The organism is Micromonospora sp. NPDC126480, assembly GCF_040302465.1.
GTDB lineage: Bacteria > Actinomycetota > Actinomycetes > Mycobacteriales > Micromonosporaceae > Micromonospora.
This window is the reverse complement of sequence record NZ_JBEORU010000003.1, coordinates 55938-75742: the sequence shown is the minus strand read 5'-3', so window position 1 is coordinate 75742 and position 19805 is coordinate 55938. Positions and strand designations below refer to the sequence as shown.

General features: G+C 74.9%; 22 protein-coding genes. 13 read left to right on the top strand and 9 right to left on the bottom strand.

Annotation, left to right across the window (positions count from 1 at the left end; genetic code table 11):
• Positions 1-8 precede the first annotated feature (8 nt).
• Positions 9-323 carry an STAS domain-containing protein gene (locus tag ABTW87_RS03640; protein WP_350648167.1) on the bottom strand — a complete coding sequence of 105 codons (315 nt, stop codon included), beginning with the start codon at positions 321-323 and terminating at the stop codon, positions 9-11.
• A gap of 95 nt (positions 324-418) precedes the next feature.
• Between ABTW87_RS03640 and map the strand changes: the two genes are divergently transcribed.
• Positions 419-1276 (top strand): type I methionyl aminopeptidase, encoded by an 858-nt coding sequence (gene map, locus ABTW87_RS03635; protein ID WP_350648165.1) that lies wholly within the window; start codon positions 419-421, stop codon positions 1274-1276.
• Entirely contained in the window at positions 1273-1986 is a 714-nt protein-coding gene (locus tag ABTW87_RS03630; RefSeq protein WP_350648163.1) for a VIT1/CCC1 transporter family protein, read from the top strand. The genes map and ABTW87_RS03630 overlap by 4 nt, the downstream gene beginning before the upstream one ends.
• Before the next feature lie 89 nt (positions 1987-2075).
• Here ABTW87_RS03630 and ABTW87_RS03625 read toward each other — a convergent pair whose 3' ends face one another.
• From ABTW87_RS03625 to ABTW87_RS03595, 7 genes are read right to left on the bottom strand one after another with little or no spacing between them, the layout of a single operon-like run.
• Entirely contained in the window at positions 2076-2804 is a 729-nt protein-coding gene (locus tag ABTW87_RS03625; protein ID WP_350648161.1) for a nucleotidyltransferase domain-containing protein, read from the bottom strand.
• A 41-nt stretch (positions 2805-2845) separates the two neighbouring features.
• The gene (locus ABTW87_RS03620; RefSeq protein WP_350648159.1) at positions 2846-3346 is read right to left on the bottom strand and encodes a nitroreductase family deazaflavin-dependent oxidoreductase; all 501 of its coding nucleotides are present in this window, start codon (positions 3344-3346) and stop codon (positions 2846-2848) included.
• A 50-nt stretch (positions 3347-3396) separates the two neighbouring features.
• On the bottom strand, positions 3397-6150 hold the full coding sequence (locus ABTW87_RS03615) for an FtsX-like permease family protein (protein WP_350648157.1): 2754 nt from the start codon (positions 6148-6150) through the stop codon (positions 3397-3399).
• Positions 6147-6893, bottom strand: a complete 747-nt coding sequence (locus ABTW87_RS03610) for an ABC transporter ATP-binding protein (RefSeq protein ID WP_502891524.1) — start codon at positions 6891-6893, stop codon at positions 6147-6149. Before ABTW87_RS03610 ends, ABTW87_RS03615 begins: the two co-directional genes overlap by 4 nt.
• A gap of 14 nt (positions 6894-6907) precedes the next feature.
• Entirely contained in the window at positions 6908-7501 is a 594-nt protein-coding gene (locus tag ABTW87_RS03605) for a PadR family transcriptional regulator (RefSeq protein ID WP_350648153.1), read from the bottom strand.
• Between the two features lie 54 nt (positions 7502-7555).
• On the bottom strand, positions 7556-8020 hold the full coding sequence (locus ABTW87_RS03600) for a ferritin-like domain-containing protein (RefSeq protein ID WP_350648151.1): 465 nt from the start codon (positions 8018-8020) through the stop codon (positions 7556-7558).
• Positions 8017-8427 (bottom strand): hypothetical protein, encoded by a 411-nt coding sequence (locus ABTW87_RS03595; RefSeq protein WP_350648521.1) that lies wholly within the window; start codon positions 8425-8427, stop codon positions 8017-8019. The genes ABTW87_RS03600 and ABTW87_RS03595 overlap by 4 nt, the downstream gene beginning before the upstream one ends.
• 267 nt (positions 8428-8694) lie before the next feature.
• Here ABTW87_RS03595 and rimP point away from each other — a divergent pair, with 267 nt between their 5' ends.
• The 10 genes from rimP to ABTW87_RS03545 all read left to right on the top strand — a co-directional run bounded on the left by rimP (position 8695) and on the right by ABTW87_RS03545 (position 18423).
• Positions 8695-9384 (top strand): ribosome maturation factor RimP, encoded by a 690-nt coding sequence (gene rimP, locus ABTW87_RS03590; protein ID WP_350648150.1) that lies wholly within the window; start codon positions 8695-8697, stop codon positions 9382-9384.
• Entirely contained in the window at positions 9381-10424 is a 1044-nt protein-coding gene (nusA, locus tag ABTW87_RS03585) for a transcription termination factor NusA (RefSeq protein WP_350648148.1), read from the top strand. The genes rimP and nusA overlap by 4 nt, the downstream gene beginning before the upstream one ends.
• Before the next feature lie 16 nt (positions 10425-10440).
• The gene (locus ABTW87_RS03580; RefSeq protein ID WP_350648146.1) at positions 10441-10773 is read left to right on the top strand and encodes a YlxR family protein; all 333 of its coding nucleotides are present in this window, start codon (positions 10441-10443) and stop codon (positions 10771-10773) included.
• A gap of 93 nt (positions 10774-10866) precedes the next feature.
• Positions 10867-13857: a translation initiation factor IF-2 gene (gene infB, locus ABTW87_RS03575; RefSeq protein ID WP_350648144.1), complete on the top strand. Its 2991-nt coding sequence runs from the start codon at positions 10867-10869 to the stop codon at positions 13855-13857.
• Positions 13858-13942: 85 nt separating this feature from the next.
• Positions 13943-14236, top strand: coding sequence for a DUF503 domain-containing protein (locus ABTW87_RS03570; protein ID WP_350648142.1), 294 nt, complete (start codon positions 13943-13945; stop codon positions 14234-14236).
• Between the two features lie 144 nt (positions 14237-14380).
• On the top strand, positions 14381-14878 hold the full coding sequence (gene rbfA, locus ABTW87_RS03565; RefSeq protein ID WP_350648140.1) for a 30S ribosome-binding factor RbfA: 498 nt from the start codon (positions 14381-14383) through the stop codon (positions 14876-14878).
• Positions 14875-15906, top strand: coding sequence for a DHH family phosphoesterase (locus ABTW87_RS03560; protein WP_350648139.1), 1032 nt, complete (start codon positions 14875-14877; stop codon positions 15904-15906). Before rbfA ends, ABTW87_RS03560 begins: the two co-directional genes overlap by 4 nt.
• Positions 15907-15980: 74 nt before the next feature.
• The gene (locus ABTW87_RS03555; RefSeq protein WP_350648137.1) at positions 15981-16388 is read left to right on the top strand and encodes a hypothetical protein; all 408 of its coding nucleotides are present in this window, start codon (positions 15981-15983) and stop codon (positions 16386-16388) included.
• Positions 16388-16597: a DUF6186 family protein gene (locus ABTW87_RS03550; RefSeq protein WP_350648519.1), complete on the top strand. Its 210-nt coding sequence runs from the start codon at positions 16388-16390 to the stop codon at positions 16595-16597. The genes ABTW87_RS03555 and ABTW87_RS03550 overlap by 1 nt, the downstream gene beginning before the upstream one ends.
• A 497-nt stretch (positions 16598-17094) precedes the next feature.
• Positions 17095-18423 (top strand): MATE family efflux transporter, encoded by a 1329-nt coding sequence (locus ABTW87_RS03545; protein ID WP_350648135.1) that lies wholly within the window; start codon positions 17095-17097, stop codon positions 18421-18423.
• Positions 18424-18455: 32 nt separating this feature from the next.
• Here ABTW87_RS03545 and ABTW87_RS03540 read toward each other — a convergent pair whose 3' ends face one another.
• Complete coding sequence (locus ABTW87_RS03540; protein ID WP_350648133.1) at positions 18456-18767, bottom strand: hypothetical protein; 312 nt, start codon at positions 18765-18767, stop codon at positions 18456-18458.
• Between the two features lie 126 nt (positions 18768-18893).
• Here ABTW87_RS03540 and truB point away from each other — a divergent pair, with 126 nt between their 5' ends.
• Positions 18894-19796, top strand: a complete 903-nt coding sequence (gene truB, locus ABTW87_RS03535; RefSeq protein WP_350648517.1) for a tRNA pseudouridine(55) synthase TruB — start codon at positions 18894-18896, stop codon at positions 19794-19796.
• Positions 19797-19805 lie beyond the last annotated feature (9 nt).

Sequence of the window (19805 nt, the reverse complement as noted above, 5' to 3'; positions counted from 1 at the left end):
CCGGCCGCTCAGGCGGGCCGGAGCCAGGCCTGGTCGCCGAGCCCGGCGATCTCCAGCACCCGGGCGACCTGGCGGGACGGCAGCACGACGAGCGCGCCGGGAAGCTGCTGGGCCAGCCGGACCACCGCGTGGATCGCGGCCGAGTCGAAGAAGGTGACCCCACGTAGGTCGAGCGTGACCCGGTCGGCCGGCTCCCGGAGGGCGGTCTGGAACATCGTGTCGGCGGTCGCCATGTCGACCTCGCCCGTCACCACGACGCGAAGGTGGTCGTCCTCGAGCTCCGCGCTGGCGGAGAACACGGGAGGCGGGCCCTCTTGATCCACGGAGAAACCATGGCACAGCGGACCTGGCGGAGCAACAATCGACGGTGACCGGCCGTGACGCGGGTCACCCCGGGCCGCGGCGATAGGCTTGCGGCATGACCGTCCGTGCGCCGCTGACCCCAGGCACACTCTCCCCGTGGCGGCAGGTGCCCGCCCACATCCCACGACCGGAGTACGTGGGCAAGAAGCGTCCCCAGGAGTGGCGTGGCTCGCACGTGCAGACGCCGGAGACCATCGAGAGGATGCGGATCGCCGGCCGGCTGGCGGCGCAGGCCACCCAGCTCGCGGGCGAGCACTGCAAGCCGGGTGTCACCACCGACGAGATCGACAAGGTGGTGCACGAGTTCCTCTGCGACCACGGCGCCTACCCGTCGACGCTTGGCTACAAGGGCTTCCCCAAGTCCTGCTGCACCAGCCTCAACGAGGTGATCTGCCACGGCATCCCGGACTCGACCGTCCTGCAGGACGGGGACATCGTCAACGTCGACGTGACCGCGTACATCAACGGGGTGCACGGCGACACCGACGCCACCTTCTGCGTGGGTGAGGTCAGCGAGGAGGCCCGGCTGCTCGTCGAGCGCACCCACGAGGCGATGATGCGCGGCATCCGCGCGGTGGCCCCCGGCCGGCAGATCAACGTCATCGGCCGCGTCATCGAGTCGTACGCGAAGCGCTTCGGCTACGGCGTGGTGCGCGACTTCACCGGTCACGGCATCGGGGAGTCCTTCCACAGCGGGCTCTACGTGCCGCACTACGACAGCCCGCGCCCCACCGAGGTGATGGAGCCCGGGATGACCTTCACCGTCGAGCCGATGATCACCCTCGGCACCTACCAGTACGACATGTGGGACGACGGCTGGACGGTGGTGACCAAGGACCGGAAGTGGACCGCCCAGTTCGAGCACACCGTCGTCGTGACCGAGGACGGCCACGAGATCCTGACGCTGCCGTGACCGCGACGCCGGCGGCGCTGCGCGAGGCGCACCACGCGGATGTCTCCGGCGGCTGGCTCCGCCCAGCCGTCTTCGGCGCGATGGACGGCCTGGTCACCAACATCGCCTTGATCGCGGGCGTCGGCGGCGGCGGCGTGTCGCCCCGCACCATCGTCCTCACCGGCACGGCCGGCCTGGTGGCCGGCGCCATCTCGATGGGGCTGGGCGAGTACACGAGCGTCCGGTCCGCCAACGAGCAGGTGGCCGCCGAGGTCGCCAAGGAGCGGCGGGAGCTGGAGCGGCACCCCGAGGCGGAGGCGCGGGAGCTGGCCGACGCGTGGGTCGCCCGGGGGCTGCCGCGCGACCTGGCCGTACAGGTCGCCGAGGCGGTGCGCCGCAACCCCGAGGAGGCGCTGCGGGTGCACGTCCGGGAGGAGCTGGGCGTCGACCCGGACGACCAGCCCAGCCCGTGGGCGGCGGCGGTGTCGTCGTTCCTGTGCTTCTCGGTCGGCGCCCTGGTGCCGCTGTTGCCCTACCTGGTCGGTCTGTCCAGCCTCTGGCTGGCGCTGGGGCTCGGCGGCCTCGGGCTCTTCCTGGCCGGTGCCATCGTCGCCCGGTTCACCAGCCGGCCCTGGTGGTCGACCGGCCTGCGCCAGCTCCTGCTTGGCGGCCTGGCCGCCGCCGCCACGTACGGCATCGGCACCCTGATCGGCATCCAGGGCGGGTTGTAAGGAAGGGCCCCCTGTTAACGCCTCCGGTAGAGCAGGGGCCCCCTCTTAACAGCACGGGCCGCTACGCACGTCACGGGCCGCTCAGCACGTCACGGGCCGCTCAACAGCTCCTCCACGGTGCCGTCGACCGGGCGGCCCCGGGCGGCCAGCTCGTCGGCCTGCCGGGTGAGCACCGCCCCCACCTCGGTCATGTCGGCGCCCGCCAACCCGGTGCGCCGCACGGCGTCACCCGGGTCCCGGAAGTAGGTGCGGCTGAGCAGGCCGCTCACCGTCGCCGCCGCGAGCCGCGCCTCGCCGAGCATGAGCAGGGCCTGGTCGGTCTCGTACCACTCGGCCAGCCGGGCCGCCCGGGCGTGCGCCGCGCTGCCCCGGTACCACGCCTGCCGGGCGGCGGCGCTGAACTCCGCCGGCCGGGCCCGGGCCAGCCGCCCCAGGTGCTCGTCGCGCAGCGTGCGCAGCCAGCCGGTCGGGTCGTGCAGGGCGCAGGTGGTGACGTACCGGTCGGCGGTCAGCGGCCAGCTCGGCGTGAGCGACCGGGCCCGCTGGAGGTGATCGTCGGCGGCGACGACGGTCAGCTCGACCAGGACACCGTCGACCCGCCGGGTCGCCGGGGCCGGCCCGCAGCCCGGTCGGTACGTCACGACCAGCAGCCCGACCTCGCGGTCTCCACCGCCGTCGTCGTCACCGTGGGCCAGCGGCCCGTGCACCGCGACGGCGAGCACGTCCGCCGGGAAGCGCCGCCGGGCCGCCTCGGCCACCCGCTCGGCGACCGCCCACCGTGGATCGTCCCGGTACGCCTCGCCGTCATCGGAGTGCACGCCGCTCACCTCACGCCCCGCCGGACCGCCCGCACCGCAGGCTAGTCCAGCCGGGGCGGGTCGGCCGGTGCGGCGCGCCCGTCCGGAACCAGCCGGAAGACGCGGATCTCGCGGCCGCCGGCCCGCTGCACGTACGTGCGGTACGCCGGCCACTCGGTGACCAGCAGCTGCCAGAGCCGGTCCCGCTCGGCGCCCTCGGCCACCTCGGCCCGCACCGGGACCCGGCGGCCCTTGACGTCGACCACCGCGGCGGGTTCGGCGAGCAGGTTCAGCGCCCAGCCGGGCTGGTGCGCCTGCCCCCAGTTCGACCCGATCACCACGTACGCGTCGCCGTCCGGCACGTACAGCAGGGGGTTGCTGCGAGGCTTGCCGGAGCGCCGGCCGGTGGTCGTGATGACAAGCGACGGAATGAGGCCCAGGGCGACCACCCGCCCCCGGGTGATCCGCCCCACCACGCGGTCGGCGGGAACGAGCAGGCGGGCGACGGCGCCGAACCACCGGTGGTGACCGACCCGGCGGGTGATGGTTCCCAGTACGGACACGGGGACAGTCTGCCGGCTCGCGGCCGGCGACGGCACCCCCCGCGGTGCCCCTAGTCGAGGCGGCGCTCCACCGGCAGCCGGGAGCGGGTGAACAGGCCCGCCCCGAGCATCGCCACCAGTGGCACCACCACCAGCACGGCGACGGTGGCACCGGGTACGACCAACGGGTACGGCTCCGCGACCGGCCAGCTCGTCGCGTACTTGCGATTGGTGGCGGCCATGATGATGACGGCGGAGCCGAGACCGGCGAGGATCCCCAGCGTCGAGCCGACGACGGCGATGACGCCGGCCTGGCAGAGCGAGAGGATCCGCCGTACCCCCGGCCCGGCGCCGACGGCGGCCAGGGTGGACAGGTCGGCGCGTCCCTCGGCGGCCGCCAGACCGGTCGCGACGCCGGCGGCGCCGAGCGTGATCGCGCCGGCGGCCACCGCGAGCAGCAGCAGGACCGGCCTCGTGTCGCTCGCCGGCCGGCCCTGCTCGTAGCTGACCGCGACCGGGCCGTGCGGCCACAGCGCGGCGACGAACCGGTCCAGCCGGTCGCGGTCGCCCGCACCGTCCGCGTGCAGGGCCCACCCGAGCGGCCGGGACGTCAGCCCGAGTCGGACGGTCGCCGCGGGGGAGAGCAGCAGCTGGTCGGTGGCGAGCCGGCTGCTCACCGCGTAGCCGGGAACGGTGACCCGAGCCGCGACGGTGTCGTCCGGGCCGACCCGGGCGAGCAGCTCCAGCCGGCCGTCCACCACGTAGCGCGGGTCGGTGACGACCGCCCCGCCGGCGCGCAGCACCGCCGCGGCGGCCGCGGCGTCGGCCGGTGCGGCACCGGTGAGCAGCGGCAGCGCCGGGCCGTCGTCCACGGCCACGGCGAGGTACGGCCCGGCCTGGTCGTCCGGTCCGCGCCGGCAGCGCTCGTCCGCCCGGGCCCGGCGGCGCTCCGCCTCGGTGAGCGTGTCCTGGTACGACCACGGGCAGGCCCGGCCGGGCGGGATCCCCGGGCTGACCCGGCAGGTGTCGTCACCCGCCACCGGGCACCCGAGCTCTGCCAGCGGCACCAGCCCGCCGGCGCCGAGGTGCGTCCGCGCCGCCGCCGCGACCGCGTCCACGGGCGGGAGCGCCGGTCCGTCCGGGGTGCTCGGCCCGGTCATCCGCGTGCTGAACCAGGCGTGCGAGTCGGTCCGGGTGACCAGCACGGTCCCGGTCGGCAGGCCGGGCCGCCACGCGTCGTCGCTGCGCGCGGCGTCGCTGGCCAGCCAGATACCCAGGCCGACGCTGCCGGCGACCGCCGCCATCACCGCGGAGATCGCCGGGGCCGCCGACGAACGGTTCCGGCTGGCGTCGCGCAGCGCGATCCGCGGGGCCAGCGGCAGTACCCGACCGGCGCGGGCGAGCATCCCGATCAGCGTGGGCGTGGCGAGCACCAGCCCCAGCTCCCCGAGGACGAGGCCGGCGAGGATCACCGTCGGGCTGGTCCACACGGCTCCCGTGGCCGCCAGGGCCGCACCGACCGTCGTGAGCGCGATGCCCGCCGCCAGCCAGCGGCGCCGGTACGCCGGGGGTGTCCGCCGGCCGGCCAGCCCGGCCACGACGTCCTGCCGGGCGGCGGTCCAGGCCGGCACCAGCGCGGCGAGCACCCCGGCCAGCACGGCGACCGCCGCGATGGCCGCCAGCAGCAGCGGCGGGGTCCGGTAACCGGCGAAGCGCTCGCCGAACAGGTACTCCTCGGTCAGCGGCCGGGCGGCGACCGCCGCGGCGACGCCCAGCACCAGGCCGGCGGCGGCGCCGACCGCCCCGAGGACCACCCCGTCGGCCAGGACGATCCGCCGCAGGTGGGCGTGGTCACCACCGGCCACCGCGACCAGTGCGAGGTCCCGGCGCCGCCGCCGGACGCCGACGGCGAAGGCGGGCCCGACCAGTAGCACCACCTCCAGCAGGGCGAGCCCGCCGACGAGCACCGGACCACCGGCATCCGCCATGCTCACCGAGGAGATCCAGGAGTACGCGTCGGGCGCGAAGCCGTCCCTCGGCGCCGGCCCGGGCGTACGCGCCTGAACCAGCCAGCCGTGTGCGTTGAGGTGCCGGAACAGGTCGTGGTCAGCGGCGGCCGGCAGGTCCACCAGCCAACTCGCCCCTTCGTCCGGTTGCCGTCCCGGCGGCAGCGTGACCAGGGCGTTCAGGTGGTCGGGGAACTCGACCACGCCGACCACGGTCCAGGTGCGGCGGCCGTCGGCGGAGGTCACCGTGCCGCCGAGGCGGGTGTCGAGACGCCGCAGGGCGGCCGGGTTGGCCGCGATCTCGCCGGCGGCGGTCGGTGCGCGACCGGCGTGGAACCGGGTCAGGCCGCGTCCGAGCGGATCGGTGAGGTCGACGGCCCGGGCGTCGACGCCGTCCTCGACCCGGTCGGCCAGCCGGGCCTCGAACCGGGCCCAGCGCTGCACCGGCAGGACCCGCGAGCCGGGCGGCAGCAGGCCGGTGACCTCCGCCGCGGTGGTCCGGCCGGGCGGGAACGGATCGTCGCTCGGCGAACTCCAGCCGTCGCCCCACGGGGTCTGCTCGACCGGACCGCGAGCCACCCGGGTGAGCTCCGCGTCCGCGACGCCGAGCTGCCGTGCGGCCCGTTCGGTCCGGGTGAGTTCGGACATGTCCCACGTGGTGGCCGCGAAGGCGAGCGCGAGCACCGGCAACGCGATCATCGCGAGCACCAGGGCGGTGCGGCCCCGCGCCCGCCGCGCCTCCCGTCGCGCGATACGCAGCGCGACCCACCACGAGCCGGCCGCCGTCGCCAGGCGCGCGCCCGGCCGGGCGGGGTTCACCGGCCGCTGCCGGTGAGCAGCTGTTCGACGTCACCCAGCGGCGCCGTCGAGTCGACAAGTACCCCGTCGCGCAGGAAGACCACCCGGTCGGCCCAGCCGGCGTGCCGGGCCTCGTGGGTGACCAGCACCCCGGCGGCACCGGCGTCGACCCGGCGGCGGAGCAGGTGCAGCACGGCCTCCCCGGTCTGCGAGTCGAGCGCGCCGGTCGGTTCGTCGGCCAGGACCAGCCGGCGGTCGCCGACCAGCGCGCGGGCGATGGCCACCCGTTGCTGCTGGCCGCCGGAGAGCTGGTCGGGAAGGCGGTCGCCCAGCTCCGGCAGGCCGACCTCGGCCAGGGCCGCCAGCGCCGCCCGGCGGGCCCGGCGTACGCCCGCACCGTCGAGTTCGAGGGGAAGCGCGACGTTCTCCACCGCGGTCAGGCTGCCCAGCAGGTTCAGGTTCTGGAAGATGTAGCCGATGCGGCGGCGGCGCAGCCGCGCGAGTTCGCGTCGGTCCAGCCCGCCCAGCCGCTGCCCCTCGACGTGGATCTCCCCGGCCGTCGGGCCGTCCAGCCCGCCGGCGAGGGCGAGCAGCGTGGACTTGCCCGACCCGGACGGGCCCATCACCGCGACCAGTTCGCCGGCGTGCACAGTGAGGCTCACGCCGCGCAGCGCGTGCACTGCGGTCGGCCCGCTGCCGTGGGTGCGGTGCGCCTCGCGTACGTCGAGCACCGGAGCGGGCGCCTCGTCCGCCGCCGTGCTCACCGCACGGGCCTCGTTCACCGGCGAACCTCCTCGTCGGCCCCCTCCACCGCCTCGGCGTCCGACGCGGTGCCGCCGGCCCGGGTCGCTCCCGGTGACCGGTGTCGCACCAGGCTGCTCTCGCAGTGGTCCAGCCAGCGGACCTCCGCCTCGGTCTGGAAGACCATCGCGTCCAGCACCAGCCGCCAGGGCAGGTCCTCGGGCCGGTCGCTTGCGTACTTCAGGCGGGTCAGCTCCTGGAGGGTACGCATCGTGGCGGCCCGCTGGGTCTGCACCACCGACCGCACGTCCACCCCCGGTGTGGTGAGCGCGAGCGCGAGCTTGATCGCCAGCTCGTCCCGGGGCCGGTCGCTACGGCTGATCGGCGTGGCGAACCAGAGCGCCAGGTCCGCCCGCCCGGCGTCGGTGATCTCGTACGGGCGCTGCCCGGCCTCGCTCTCCGGTAGCGACCGCACCAGCCCGTCCCGCTCGAGGCGGGACAGGGTCGTGTAGACCTGCCCGATGTTCAGCGGCCAGGTCGACCCGGTCGACTCCTCGAACGCCGAACGCAGCTGGTAGCCGTACATCTGGCCGCGTTCGAGCAGGGCGAGCAGCCCGTGACGGATGGACATGGCTCCGGAGTATGCATACCTGGTATGGCATCGGCAACTGGAGGGGGGCGCTGGTCAGGCCGGCCGACCCGGGTACGGCACGGTCAGTGGGGTCGTCCCGGCCGTGCGCCGCCAGCGGGTGGCCCGGACCGCGCAGTCGACGAGCGCGGCCAGCGCCCGCTCCCGGTCGGCGCCGGTCGTGGCGGCCACCGCCGCCCGCCAGTACGCCGCCGTCCGCTCCTCGACCTCGACCGCGAGCCGCAGGGCCCCTGCCCGGTCGGTCACCGGGAAGGGCAGGGCGTAGCCGGCGCGGTCGGCCGGAACCTGCCCGCCGCCGGTGCTGAGCTGCAGCACGAGTTCGTCCCGTCGCCGCCGGTGCGCCGCCTCGGCGTCGCGGGCCGCCTTCCGGGCGGCGTCGGTGAGGCGCACCCCGATCGGGCCGTAGGCCCAGATGGCGGCGTACTCGGCGGCCAGCGCCGCGCCGAGCGCGGCGGCGGCGCCGCCGGTGGTCGGGGTGGGGGTGGGGGTGGGGGTGCTCACCGCAGCGCCTCCAGGTGGGTGGCCCGGGCGGCGGCGACGGAGGCGAGCAGCGCGGCCCGCTCGGCCGGCGCCGCGACGCACGCCCGGGTGGCCGTGTCGCGGGCGGTCGTCTCGCGCTCGCGCAGCGCGGCGAGCGCGGTGTCGGGGTCGGCGGCCGGGGCGGCGGAGGCCGGTGCGGCGGACGCCGACGGCAGGGTCACCCGGGCGATCCGGGCCAGCTCCGCCGCGTGTGCGGCGTGCGTCTCGGCGATCGGGGCCAGCCGGTCGGCCAGGGCGGGGTGGGCGGCAGCGGCGTCCCGGTATGCCCCGGCGAGCGCGAGCGCCTCGTCCACAAGCGGTGCGAGCGGGTCCGGGCCGGGTGCCGGGTCGTCGGGGCCGAACGGATCACAGCCGGCGAGCGGCGCCACGGCGCCACCGAGCGCCAGGAGGGCACCCGCCCGTAGCACCTTCCGCCGGGAATGCCGGATTGTCCCGTCGCGCTGGGTCGTTCTGCCGGTCGCCACCGCACAAGTCAACACCATCGTGGCCGGCCACGCGGCCACCGGCGTCGGTGCGCCGCCCGGGCCGGCGGGCGGACGGCGCGTTACGCTCTGCGCAACCACCGGTGCGTCCGCCCCGGTGGCGTATGGCTATGGCGACCGGACGGGCGCCGTCGACAGCAGAAGGGGCGCCAGATGACCCAGCGTGGCCGTGCCACCAGGCCGACCGGGCCGACGGGGCGACCGCGGCGCGCGGCCGGCCAGCGCGGCGCCGACCGGGTCGGCCGCGGTGGCGACCGGGTCGGCCGCGGTGGCGACCTCGCCGCGCGGCGCGCCCGGCTGCGGGAGGTCATCGAGCCGGTGGTCACCGACGCCGGGTACGACCTGGAGGACCTGTCGGTGTCCCGGGCCGGCCGGCGGCACGTGGTGCGGGTGATCGTCGACGCCGACGGCGGGATCAACCTCGACGCGGTCGCCGACGTGTCGCGGGCCGTCTCGGCCGCGCTCGACGCCGCCGAGGAGGCCGGCGGGGACATCGTCGCCGGGGAGTACCAGCTCGAGGTCAGCTCGCCGGGCGTGGACCGCCCGCTCACGCTGCCCCGGCACTGGCGGCGCAACGCGGGCCGGCTGGTGAAGGTGACCGTACGCGGCGGGCCGGAGGGCGGCGACCGCCAGCTCACCGGGCGGGTTGTCGACGCCGACGACGAGCGGGTGGTGCTGGAGACCGACGCCGGCCGCGCGGAATGGAGCTACGCCGACCTGGGCCCGGGACGGGTGCAGGTCGAGTTCAACCGCCTCGACGAGATCGGCGGAGCGGACGAGTTCGACGAGGCCGGCGACGACGCGGACCTCGACGACGACGATGTGGAGGACGAGGAGAGGTGAACATCGACCTCGCGGCGCTGCGCGCACTGGAGCGCGAGCGGGAGATCCCGTTCGACACGATCCTCGCGGCGATCGAGACCGCGCTGTTGACGGCGTACCGGCACACCGAGGGCGCCGAGTCGCACGCGCGGGTGGAGATCGACCGCAAGACGGGCGCGGCCCTGGTGTACGCCCAGGAGGTGGACGCCGACGGCACCGTGGTGCGGGAGTGGGACGACACCCCGCACGACTTCGGCCGGATCGCGGCCATGACCGCCAAGCAGGTGATTCTCCAGCGGCTGCGGGAGGCCACCGACGAGGCGCACTTCGGCGAGTACGTGGGTCGCGACGGCGACCTGGTGACCGGTGTGGTCCAGGCGCACGAGGCGCGCGCCGAGAAGGGCATCGTCACCGTCGACCTGGGCAAGCTCGAGGGCGTCCTGCCGCAGTCGGAGCAGGTGCCCGGCGAGCGGTACGCGCACGGCGAGCGGATCCGCTGCGTCGTCGTGCACGTGGCCAAGGGAATGCGCGGCCCGCAGATCACGTTGTCCCGGTCGCACCCGGCGCTGGTGAAGAAGCTCTTCGCCCTCGAGGTGCCGGAGATCGCCGACGGGACGGTCGAGATCAGCGCGATCGCACGTGAGGCAGGTCACCGTACGAAGATCGCGGTCCGGTCCACCGCCGCGGGCGTGAACGCCAAGGGCGCCTGCATCGGGCCGATGGGACAGCGGGTGCGGGCGGTGATGAGCGAGCTGCACGGCGAGAAGATCGACATCATCGACTGGTCGGAGGATCCGGCCACCTTCGTCGGCAACGCGCTCTCGCCGGCCAAGGCGCTGCGGGTCGAGGTGGTCGATCTGGCCACGCGTACCGCCCGGGTGACGGTTCCGGACTTCCAGCTCTCCCTGGCCATCGGTCGGGAGGGGCAGAATGCCCGGCTTGCCGCCCGGTTGACCGGTTGGCGGATCGACATCCGTTCCGACGCCGAGCCGGCCGGTCCGGCCGGGCGGGGCGGAGCCGATCACGTACCGGAGCCGGGCGGCGCGATCTCCGGGAGCTAGGGGTAGACTTTCTCCAGTGGCACGACGCGCGCTGCCGGAGCGCACCTGTGTGGGTTGCCGGCGTCGGGCGCCGGCCAGTGAACTTCTGCGGATCGTCGCGATCGGTGACGAGGCTGGTCACAGCCTCCGGCCCGATCCGGCCCGCAGGTTGCCGGGTCGGGGGGCGAACATGCACCCGGATCCGGCCTGCTTCGCGCAGGCGGTGCGGCGTCGCGCCTTCGGGCGGGCGCTGCGCGTCACCGGGGTCCTCGACCACGGTGAGCTCGCGGAGCACCTCGATGCGCCATCCACGACGTCCGGTCAACCCGACCGGGCGCGGGTCGCTAGCAAGGTAGGACGACCGACATGAGCACACGATGAAGTCGCAGAAATGACCAGGCTTCAAGTGCACGAGTGAGGTCGCTGCGGGTGCTGCCCGCACGACCTCGGAGTGAGGAGTGCAGTGGCAGGAAAGGCCCGCGTACACGAGCTTGCCAAGGAGCTCGGGGTCGAAAGCAAGACCGTTCTCGCCAAGCTCAAGGAGATGGGCGAGTTCGTGAAGTCCGCGTCCAGCACGGTCGAGGCGCCGGTCGCCCGACGGCTGCGTAGCGCGTTCGTCAACAACGCCGGCTCCCCGGCGCCGGCCGCCCCGCAGGCGGCCGCTCCCTCGGCGCCGGCGTCGACCCCGACCCCGTCGCCGACTCCGGGCGCGCCCCGCGTCTCGGCCAAGCCCATGCCGCCACGGCGGCCGGGTGCGCCGTCGCCGGGTCCGAAGCCCAAGGGACCGGTCCCGGGCCCGCCGCAGACCGCGGCGCCGGTGGCCAAGCCGGCGAGCGCCCACGACATCGAGGTGGCGGCCGCCGAGGCGCGTGCCGCCGCGCTGAAGGCCGAGCAGGAGGCCGCGGTCAAGGCCGCGCAGGCTGCCCGGCAGCAGCAGCGGGAGAACGTCCGGCGGGAGCCGCCCACCGAGGGTGGTCCGCGTCCGGGTCCGCGCCCCGGCCCCGGCGCGATGCCGTCCCGGCCGGGCACCCCGGCCGCCGGTCGTCCCGGCGCGCCCACCCCGGGCCCCGGTGCCCGGCCCGGTGGGCGTCCGCCGGCGCGCGGCGCCGGTAACAACCCGTTCGGTATCCAGGGCGGTCAGCAGCGGCCGCCGGCGGCGGGCGCGGGTGGTCCGCGGCCGAGCCCGGCGTCGATGCCGCCCCGGCCGAGCCCGGCCTCGATGCCGCCCCGACCGAGCCCGGCCTCCATGCCGAGCCAGCGTCCGGGTCGTCCCGGTGGCCCCGGCGCCGGTCGTCCCGGCACGGGTGCCGGCCGTCCGGGTGGTGGCGGCGGCTTCCGCGGCGGTCCCGGCGGCGGCGGTGGCGGCGGCGGTGGTTACCGCGGCGGTCCCGGCGGCGGCGGTGGCGGCGGCGGTGGTTACCGCGGCGGTCCCGGTGGTGGTGGTGGCGGCGGTGGCGGCTTCCGCCCCGGCGCTCCGGCCGGCGGCGCCGGTCGCCCCGGTGGTGGCGGTCGCGGTCGCGGCGGCGGTGCCGCGGGCGCCTTCGGGCGTCCGGGTGGCAAGCCGACCCGCGGTCGCAAGTCCAAGAAGCAGCGCAGACAGGAGTTCGACAACCTGTCGGCCCCGACCATGTCCTCGGGTGCTCCCCGCGGTCAGGGTCAGGTCGTCCGGCTGTCCCGTGGCGCCTCGCTGTCGGACTTCGCCGACAAGATCAACGCCAACCCGGGTTCGCTGGTCCAGGAGATGTTCAACCTGGGCGAGATGGTGACCGCGACCCAGTCCTGCTCTGACGACACCCTGCTGCTGCTGGGTGAGCACCTCGGCTTCAACGTGCAGATCGTCAGCCCGGAGGACGAGGACCGCGAGCTGCTCGCGCAGTTCAACATCGACCTCGACGCCGAGGTCGCGGAGGACCGCCTGGTCAGCCGTGCGCCGGTGGTGACCGTCATGGGTCACGTCGACCACGGTAAGACCAAGCTGCTCGACGCGATCCGCAAGGCGAACGTCGTGGCCGGTGAGGCGGGTGGCATCACCCAGCACATCGGTGCGTACCAGGTCCACGTCCCGCACGAGGGCGAGGACCGGGCGGTGACCTTCATCGACACCCCGGGTCACGAGGCGTTCACCGCCATGCGTGCCCGTGGTGCCCAGGTGACCGACATCGTGGTGCTGGTGGTGGCGGCCGACGACGGCGTGATGCCGCAGACGATCGAGGCGTTGAACCACGCCAAGGCGGCCGACGTGCCGATCGTGGTGGCGGTCAACAAGGTCGACAAGCCGGAGGCCAACCCGGACAAGGTCCGCCAGCAGCTGACCGAGTACGGGCTGGTCGCCGAGGAGTACGGCGGCGACACCATGTTCGTCAACGTGGCGGCCAAGCCGGGCATCGGCATCGAGGACCTGCTCGAGGCCGTCCTGCTCACCGCGGACGCGTCGCTGGAGCTGACCGCTCCGATCGACGGGCCGGCGCAGGGTGTGGCCATCGAGGCGCACCTGGACAAGGGTCGCGGTGCGGTGGCGACGGTGCTGGTGCAGAAGGGCACCCTGCGGGCGGGCGACTCGATCGTCGCCGGTGGGGCGCACGGCCGGGTCCGGGCGATGCTCGACGAGAACGGCAACCAGGTCTCCGAGGCGGGCCCGTCCCGTCCGGTGCTGGTGCTGGGTCTGACCGCGGTGCCGGGGGCGGGCGACACGTTCCTGGCGGCCGAGGACGACCGCACCGTGCGGCAGATCGCCGAGCAGCGGCAGGCGCGGCGGCGGGCGGCGGCGTTCGCCAACTCCCGTGGCCGGGCCACCCTCGAGACGCTCATGGAGCAGCTCAAGGAGGGCGAGAAGACCTCGCTCAACCTGGTGCTCAAGGGCGACGTCTCCGGTTCCGTGGAGGCCCTCGAGGACGCGCTGTTCAACCTCGACATCCCCGAGGAGGTCCAGCTCAGGATCATCCACCGGGGCGTCGGCGCGATCACCGAGAGCGACGTCATGCTCGCGAGCGCCTCGTCCGAGGCGGTCACGATCATCGGCTTCAACGTGCGGGCCTCGAACAAGGTCCGTGAGATGGCCGACCGCGAGGGCGTGGAGATCCGGTACTACACCGTCATCTACCAGGCCATCGAGGAGATCGAGGCGGCGCTCAAGGGCCTGCTCAAGCCGGAGTACGAGGAGGTCGAGCTGGGCTCGGCGGAGGTCCGCGAGGTCTTCCGCTCGTCCAAGATCGGCAACATCTCCGGCTGCATCGTCCGGTCGGGCCTCATCCGGCGCAACGCCAAGGCCCGCCTGCTGCGCGACGGCACGGTGGTGGCGGACAACCTCACCATCAGCTCGCTCAAGCGGTTCAAGGACGACGCGACCGAGGTGCGCGAGGGCTTCGAGTGCGGTCTGACCCTGGCTGGTTACAACAACGTCCAGGTCGGCGACGTGATCGAGACCTTCGAGATGCGGGAGAAGGTTCGCGCCTGATCCGGTAGGACACGATCGAGGGGTTTACGCCACACCGGCGTAAACCCCTTGATCGTTTCTGGGCCGGTCCGTAACGTCCGGGGCGATGTTCACCGGAACCGCGGTATTCGACCTGCTGCTGCCGGGTGACTCCCGGTCGCTCAAGGCCAAGAGATCCTACGTCCGGCCGATCGTGGCGGCGCTGCGCCGCTTCGAGGTGTCGGCCGCCGAGGTGGGCGCGCTCGACCTGCACGGCCGGGCGAGGATCGGCGTGGCCGTGGTGGCCGCGGAGGCGGCCCACGTGCGGGAGGTGCTGGACTCGTGCGAGCGCCTCGTCGCCGCCCGGCCGGAGACCGAGTTGCTGTCGGTGCGCCGCCGCCTGCACGGCGAGGACGACTGAGCCGCTGGCCCCGGGGCCACCCCCGCCGGCGGCGTACGGCCGGGCGGGTGGCGCGGGTAGTGTTCGAGGTGTTGGCCGGCCGGCCCGGGTGACGTTCCGCGTCCCCGGCGGCGGCCGGGAGCGGGACGCCGTGGAGGTGGCGAGATGTCGGATCCGGCCAAGGTACGCCGGCACGCGGAGCGGGTGCGTGAGCTGGTCGCGTCGGTGGTGCGCAGCCAGATCAAGGACCCCCGGCTCGGCATGATCACCATCACCGACGCCCGGATCACCGCGGACCTGCGGGACGCCACGGTCTTCTACACGGTGCTCGGCGACGCGGCCGCCCAGTCCGGCACCGCCGCGGCACTGGAGAGTGCCAAGGGCATGCTGCGCAGCACCGTGGGCAAGGCGCTGGGGCTGCGGCACTCGCCGACCCTTACCTTCGTCCTGGACGACGTGCAGGACCAGGTCAAGCACATCGACGACCTGCTCGCTCAGGCGCGCAACGCGGACGCCGAGGTGCAGCGGCTCGCCGCCCGGGCCGAGTACGCGGGCGACGCCCAGCCGTACCGGCTGGACGACGAGACCGACGACGAGGCCGGGAACGACGAGGACGAGGACGCCGAGGACGAGGTCCCGCCCCGGGGCGGGGACCGCCGGTGACCGATCCCGCCGGGCCGGCCGAGACCGACTGGGCGGCGGCGGTCGCCGCCGTACGGGGGGTGCCGGGCGATGGGCGGGTGCTGTTGATCTGCCACGTCAACCCGGACGGTGACGCCCTCGGCAGCATGCTCGGGTTCGGCCTCGGCCTGCGGCGGATCGGCGTCGGGCGGGTGCAGGCCACCTTTCCCGGCCCGCCGGAGGTGCCGGAGACGCTCCGCGGGCTGCCGGGCGAGGAGCTGCTGGTGCCGGCCACGGACGCGGACCCGCGTCCGGACCTGGTGGTCTGCTTCGACGCGGCCAGCGAGTCCCGGCTGGGGGAGCTGGTCGACCGGCTGGGGACCGCCGCCACCAGCGTGGTGCTCGACCACCACGCGTCCAACACCCGGTTCGGAGCGGTAAACCTGGTCGATCCCCGCGCGGCGGCCACGTCGGTGCTCGTCGACGGGCTGCTGACCCGTCTCGGGGTGCCGCTGGACGCGGCGATCGCGGAGTGTCTGTACGTGGCGTTGAGCACCGACACCGGCTCGTTCCGGTTCGAGGCCACCACGCCGGAGGTGCACCGGTTCGCGGCCCGGTTGCTGGCCACCGGCATCCGCCCGGGCGACATCTCCCGTCGGATCTTCGACACCCGGCCGTTCGGGGCGGTGCGGCTCTTCGGCGAGGTGGCCGGCCGGGCCCGACTGGAGCCGGACGCGGCCGGTGGCCGGGGTCTGGTGTGGACCTGGGCGACCCTGGACGACCTGGCCCGGTACGGGCAGCGGCCGTACGTGCTGGAGGCGCTCATCGATTCCGTGCGGTGCACGGCGGAGGCGGACGTGAGCTGCGTGGTGAAGCAGACCGGGGCCGGGGAGTGGGCGGTCTCGCTGCGCAGCAAGGGTGCCGTGGACGTGAGCCGGGTGGCGGTGGCGCTGGGCGGCGGCGGGCACCGCTTCGCGGCCGGCTTCACCGGGCGGGGCAGCGCCGACCAGGTGGTCGACGCCATCCGCCGCGAGCTGGACGGGGCGCTGCTCGACGTGACGGGTGGCTGACCGAGCGAAGATCAGGGTCGGCTCCGGGGAGTGTCCACCTTCCGGCCGTCGGTGACCATGGGCAGAATTGCGGGATGGAGCAGCCCCGCGACCTCACCGTCGAGGCGCCCCGCGCCTGGGACCGTCCCGCTTTCGCCGTGCCGGTGCTCGTCTGCCTGTCGCTGGTCGGCGGTCGGTTCCCGTCCTTCTCGGTCGAGGCGAACCTCTGGACGCTCGGCACCGGCGGCGTGCTGATCTGGCTCGGCCTGAGCAACCGGGTGCCCCGGCGCCCGGCCCCGCACCGGCTGGATTCCGGCGCGGTGTGGTGGGCGCTTCCGGTGACGGTGTTCGTGGTGTTCGAGGGAGCCACCTTCGTGGCCGCGGCGGGCGACGACTTCCCGACCTTCTCCCGGCTGGCCGATCCGCTGCTGGAGGACCGGCTGGTCCGCTCCGCGGCCTGGCTGGCCTGGCTGTCCGCGTTCTGGGGGTTGGTGCGGCGATGATGCGGGTGCTGGCGATCGGCGGTTTCCTGGCGGCGTTGGCGCTGTTCGCCCTGGTCGAGTGGGCGGCGCGGCGGGAGGGCTCCCGGATTCCGACTCTCGGTGAGCTCTGTGCGTACGTCATGCGCTACGAGGTGGGGTCGGTGCCGGTCGGCCGGATCGGTGTGTTCGGCTTCTGGTGGTGGCTGGGCTGGCACTTCCTGGCCCGTTGAGCCCTCGCGCCGGGGCGCCCAGATGGTGGGAACCCTCGGCAGTATGCGGACCTGAACGATAACTTGGGAATTGGCCGGTGCCACCGGATGGCGCTGGTCGTGGGGGTGGGGCCGCACCCGGCACCGCCTCCCTCCAGGGTCGGACCGACCCGGGCTCGCCGTCCCATGAGCCGCTCCGGTGATCCCGGACCGCCACGGGCGTGCAGACACCGCCCGTGAGTTCCACCGCCGTGCCGGTGGCTCGCGCCCTGGAAGGATCTCACCGCCATGCCGAACAAGCCCAAGCCCGACACCACCGACGAGGCCCGCGAGCAGATGCGCCGCGCCCTGCAGACGTCGATGGACACCCGCCAGTGATCCTCGCGCCGATCGGCTGACGCCGGCTCGCGGCACTCGCGTGCCGTGACCGAGCGCCGACCGGGCCGGACGGGGTGACCCGTTCGGTAAGTGACGCACGCGATTGCATCCCTTACTTCCGCGTGCCAGGATCGGCGGCGATGAGCCAGTCCGTCGCCACCGCGCCCCCTTCCGCGTCGCCACGCCGGATCGCGGCGCTCGCCCTGCCGGCCCTCGTGGTGCTGGCCGCCGAGCCGCTCTACGTGCTGGTCGACACCGCGGTCGTGGGGCACCTCGGCCGGATTCCGCTCGCCGCGCTCGCGATCGGCGGCACCGTGCTGACGCTCATCGCGTGGCTCGGCACCGTCGTCGCGTACGGCACGACCGGCCGGTCCGCGCGGCGGTTCGGGGCCGGTGACCGCGCCGCCGCCGTCGCCGAGGGCGTCCAGGCGTCCTGGCTGGCCCTCGCGGTGGGTGTGTCCGTCGCGGTCGGTATGCAGATCGGCGGCGGGGCGCTCGCACGTACGCTCGCCGGTTCCGACGGCGTCGTCGCCGACGCCGCGGCCCAGTGGCTGCGCATCGCGGCGCTCGGCGCGCCGGGCCTGCTGCTCGCCGCGGCCGGCAACGGCTGGCTCCGTGGGATCCAGGACACCCGCCGCCCGCTGTGGTTCGTGCTCGGCCCGAATCTGCTTTCCGCGGTGCTCTGCCCGCTGCTGGTCTACCCGGCCGGTCTCGGCCTGCCCGGGTCCGCGGTGGCGAACGTGATCGCCCAGACGATCTCCGGTGCCCTGTTCGCCGGTGCGCTGGTCGCCGAACGGGTGGCCCTGCGACCGCAACCCCGGATGATCGCGCAGCAGCTCGTGCTGGGCCGGGACCTGTTGATCCGCGGCGTCGCGTTCCAGGCGAGCTTCCTGTCCGCCACCGCGGTGGCCGCCCGGTTCGGCGCGGCGGCCGTCGGCGCCCACCAGATCGCCCTGCAGCTGTGGTTCTTCACCGCCCTGGTGCTCGACGCGCTCGCCATCGCCGCCCAGGCCCTCGTGGGCGCGGCGCTGGGCGGCGGCGACGCCGTGGCGGCCCGCGGCCTGGCCCGCCGGATCGGGCTGCTCGGCGGCGCCTGCGGCGTGGCGTTCGCGCTGCTCGTCGCCGCCGGCGCCGGCGTGGTGCCCGGGTGGTTCAGCTCCGACCCGCAGGTACGCGACCAGGCGATGGTGGCGTGGCCGTGGTTCGTGGCGATGCTGCCGCTGGCCGGCGTCGTCTTCGCCCTGGACGGGGTGCTGATCGGCGCCGGGGACGTTCGCTACCTGCGCAACCTCACAATCGTGGCGGCGTTGGGCGGGTTCCTGCCGGCGATCTGGCTGGCGTACGGGCTCGACCTGGGACTCGGCGGGATCTGGGCCGGGCTCACGCTGTTCGTGGTGCTCCGGCTGGTCGCCCTGCTGCTGCGCCTGCGCTCCGGTGGCTGGGCGGTGGTCGGCGCCGTGCGGGCCTGACCCGGCGCGTGCCCGCGCGACGGCCGGCCGGCTCAGGACATCCCGTAGAGGGCGTTGGCGGCCAGCACCAGGGCCAGGGCCACCACGAAGCAGAGGACGAGGGCGGTCACTTTCGCCGCGTTCGGGAAGCGCTGGTAGAGCCGCTGCCGGCGCTGCCAGGCCCACCAGCGGTGGCGGAGCGCCGTGGCGCCGGGCAGCGACCAGAACGCCGCGGCGACGCGGTCGCCGACGGTGCGGCGCGGTGGCGGCGGATCGAGCATCCAGTCCGGCAGCGTGCTGGCCGGCTGCGGTGTGCGCAGGAAACCTTCGGCCTGGTCCGTCCGGTCGTCGTGCCGAGTGCCCATCGATTTCTCCCCGTGGTCCGGACGCCCGGTGGCGACGGGCGTCACTGTGGACATGATGGCAGCCGGAGGCGAAGGTCACAGTCCGGTTTTCGGGCGGCGGCCCGTCGCCGTACCGAACCGCGGCGTCTGGCAGGCTTGGCGCACGTGAGCGCAGACGGACTGATCGTGGTCGACAAGCCCGGTGGCATGACCTCGCACGACGTGGTGGCCCGGGTGCGCCGGCTGGCCCGGACCCGGCGGGTCGGGCACGGCGGCACGCTCGACCCGATGGCCACCGGCGTCCTGGTGATCGGCGTGGGCCGGGCCACCCGCCTGCTGACGTACGTGATCGGGGCCGGCAAGAGCTACGCCGCGACGATCCGGCTCGGGCAGGCGACCGTCACCGACGACGCCGAGGGCGACGTGATCGCCAGCACGCCGGCCGGGCGGGTGACCGACGACGCGGTCCGGGCCGCTCTGGCGGCGCTCACCGGCGAGGTCGACCAGGTGCCGAGCGCGGTCAGCGCCATCAAGATCGACGGGCAGCGGGCGTACAAGCGGGTCCGGGAGGGGGAGAGCGTCGACCTGCCGGCCCGGCGGGTCACCATCGCCCGCCTCGACGTGCGGGCGGTCCGGCGGGACGAGCCCGACCTGGTCGACGTGGACGTCGACGTCACCTGCTCGTCCGGTACCTACGTCCGGGCGATCGCCCGCGACGCGGGCCTGGCGCTGGGCGTCGGGGGCCACCTCACCGCGCTGCGGCGTACCGCGGTCGGCGGTTTCAACCTCGCGGAGGCCGCCACCCTCGACGACCTGGAGCGTCGCGCTCCCGAGGTGGTCACGCTGCCGCTCGCCGCGGCGGCCGACCGGTACTTCCCGCGCCGGGACGCGACCGCCGACGAGGAGCGGGTCCTCTCCCACGGCGGCCCGCTGGATCCGGTCGGGATCGACGGCCCGTACGCCGTGTTCGGCCCGGCGGGCGGGTTGATCGCTATCGTCAGCGAGCGGGACGGTCGGGCCCGCGCGGAGATCGTGCTGGCGCCGGCCTGACGGCGGCAG

Coding starts and splice junctions, on each gene's coding strand:
- map (WP_350648165.1), top strand. CDS start 419: ATGACCGTCCGTGCGCCGCTGACCCCAGGCACACTCTCCCCGTGGCGG.
- ABTW87_RS03605 (WP_350648153.1), bottom strand. CDS start 7,501: ATGTCCATCCGTCACGGGCTGCTCGCCCTGCTCGAACGCGGCCAGATG.
- rimP (WP_350648150.1), top strand. CDS start 8,695: ATGACCCAGCGTGGCCGTGCCACCAGGCCGACCGGGCCGACGGGGCGA.
- ABTW87_RS03570 (WP_350648142.1), top strand. CDS start 13,943: ATGTTCACCGGAACCGCGGTATTCGACCTGCTGCTGCCGGGTGACTCC.
- rbfA (WP_350648140.1), top strand. CDS start 14,381: ATGTCGGATCCGGCCAAGGTACGCCGGCACGCGGAGCGGGTGCGTGAG.
- ABTW87_RS03555 (WP_350648137.1), top strand. CDS start 15,981: ATGGAGCAGCCCCGCGACCTCACCGTCGAGGCGCCCCGCGCCTGGGAC.
- ABTW87_RS03550 (WP_350648519.1), top strand. CDS start 16,388: ATGCGGGTGCTGGCGATCGGCGGTTTCCTGGCGGCGTTGGCGCTGTTC.
- ABTW87_RS03545 (WP_350648135.1), top strand. CDS start 17,095: ATGAGCCAGTCCGTCGCCACCGCGCCCCCTTCCGCGTCGCCACGCCGG.
- ABTW87_RS03540 (WP_350648133.1), bottom strand. CDS start 18,767: ATGGGCACTCGGCACGACGACCGGACGGACCAGGCCGAAGGTTTCCTG.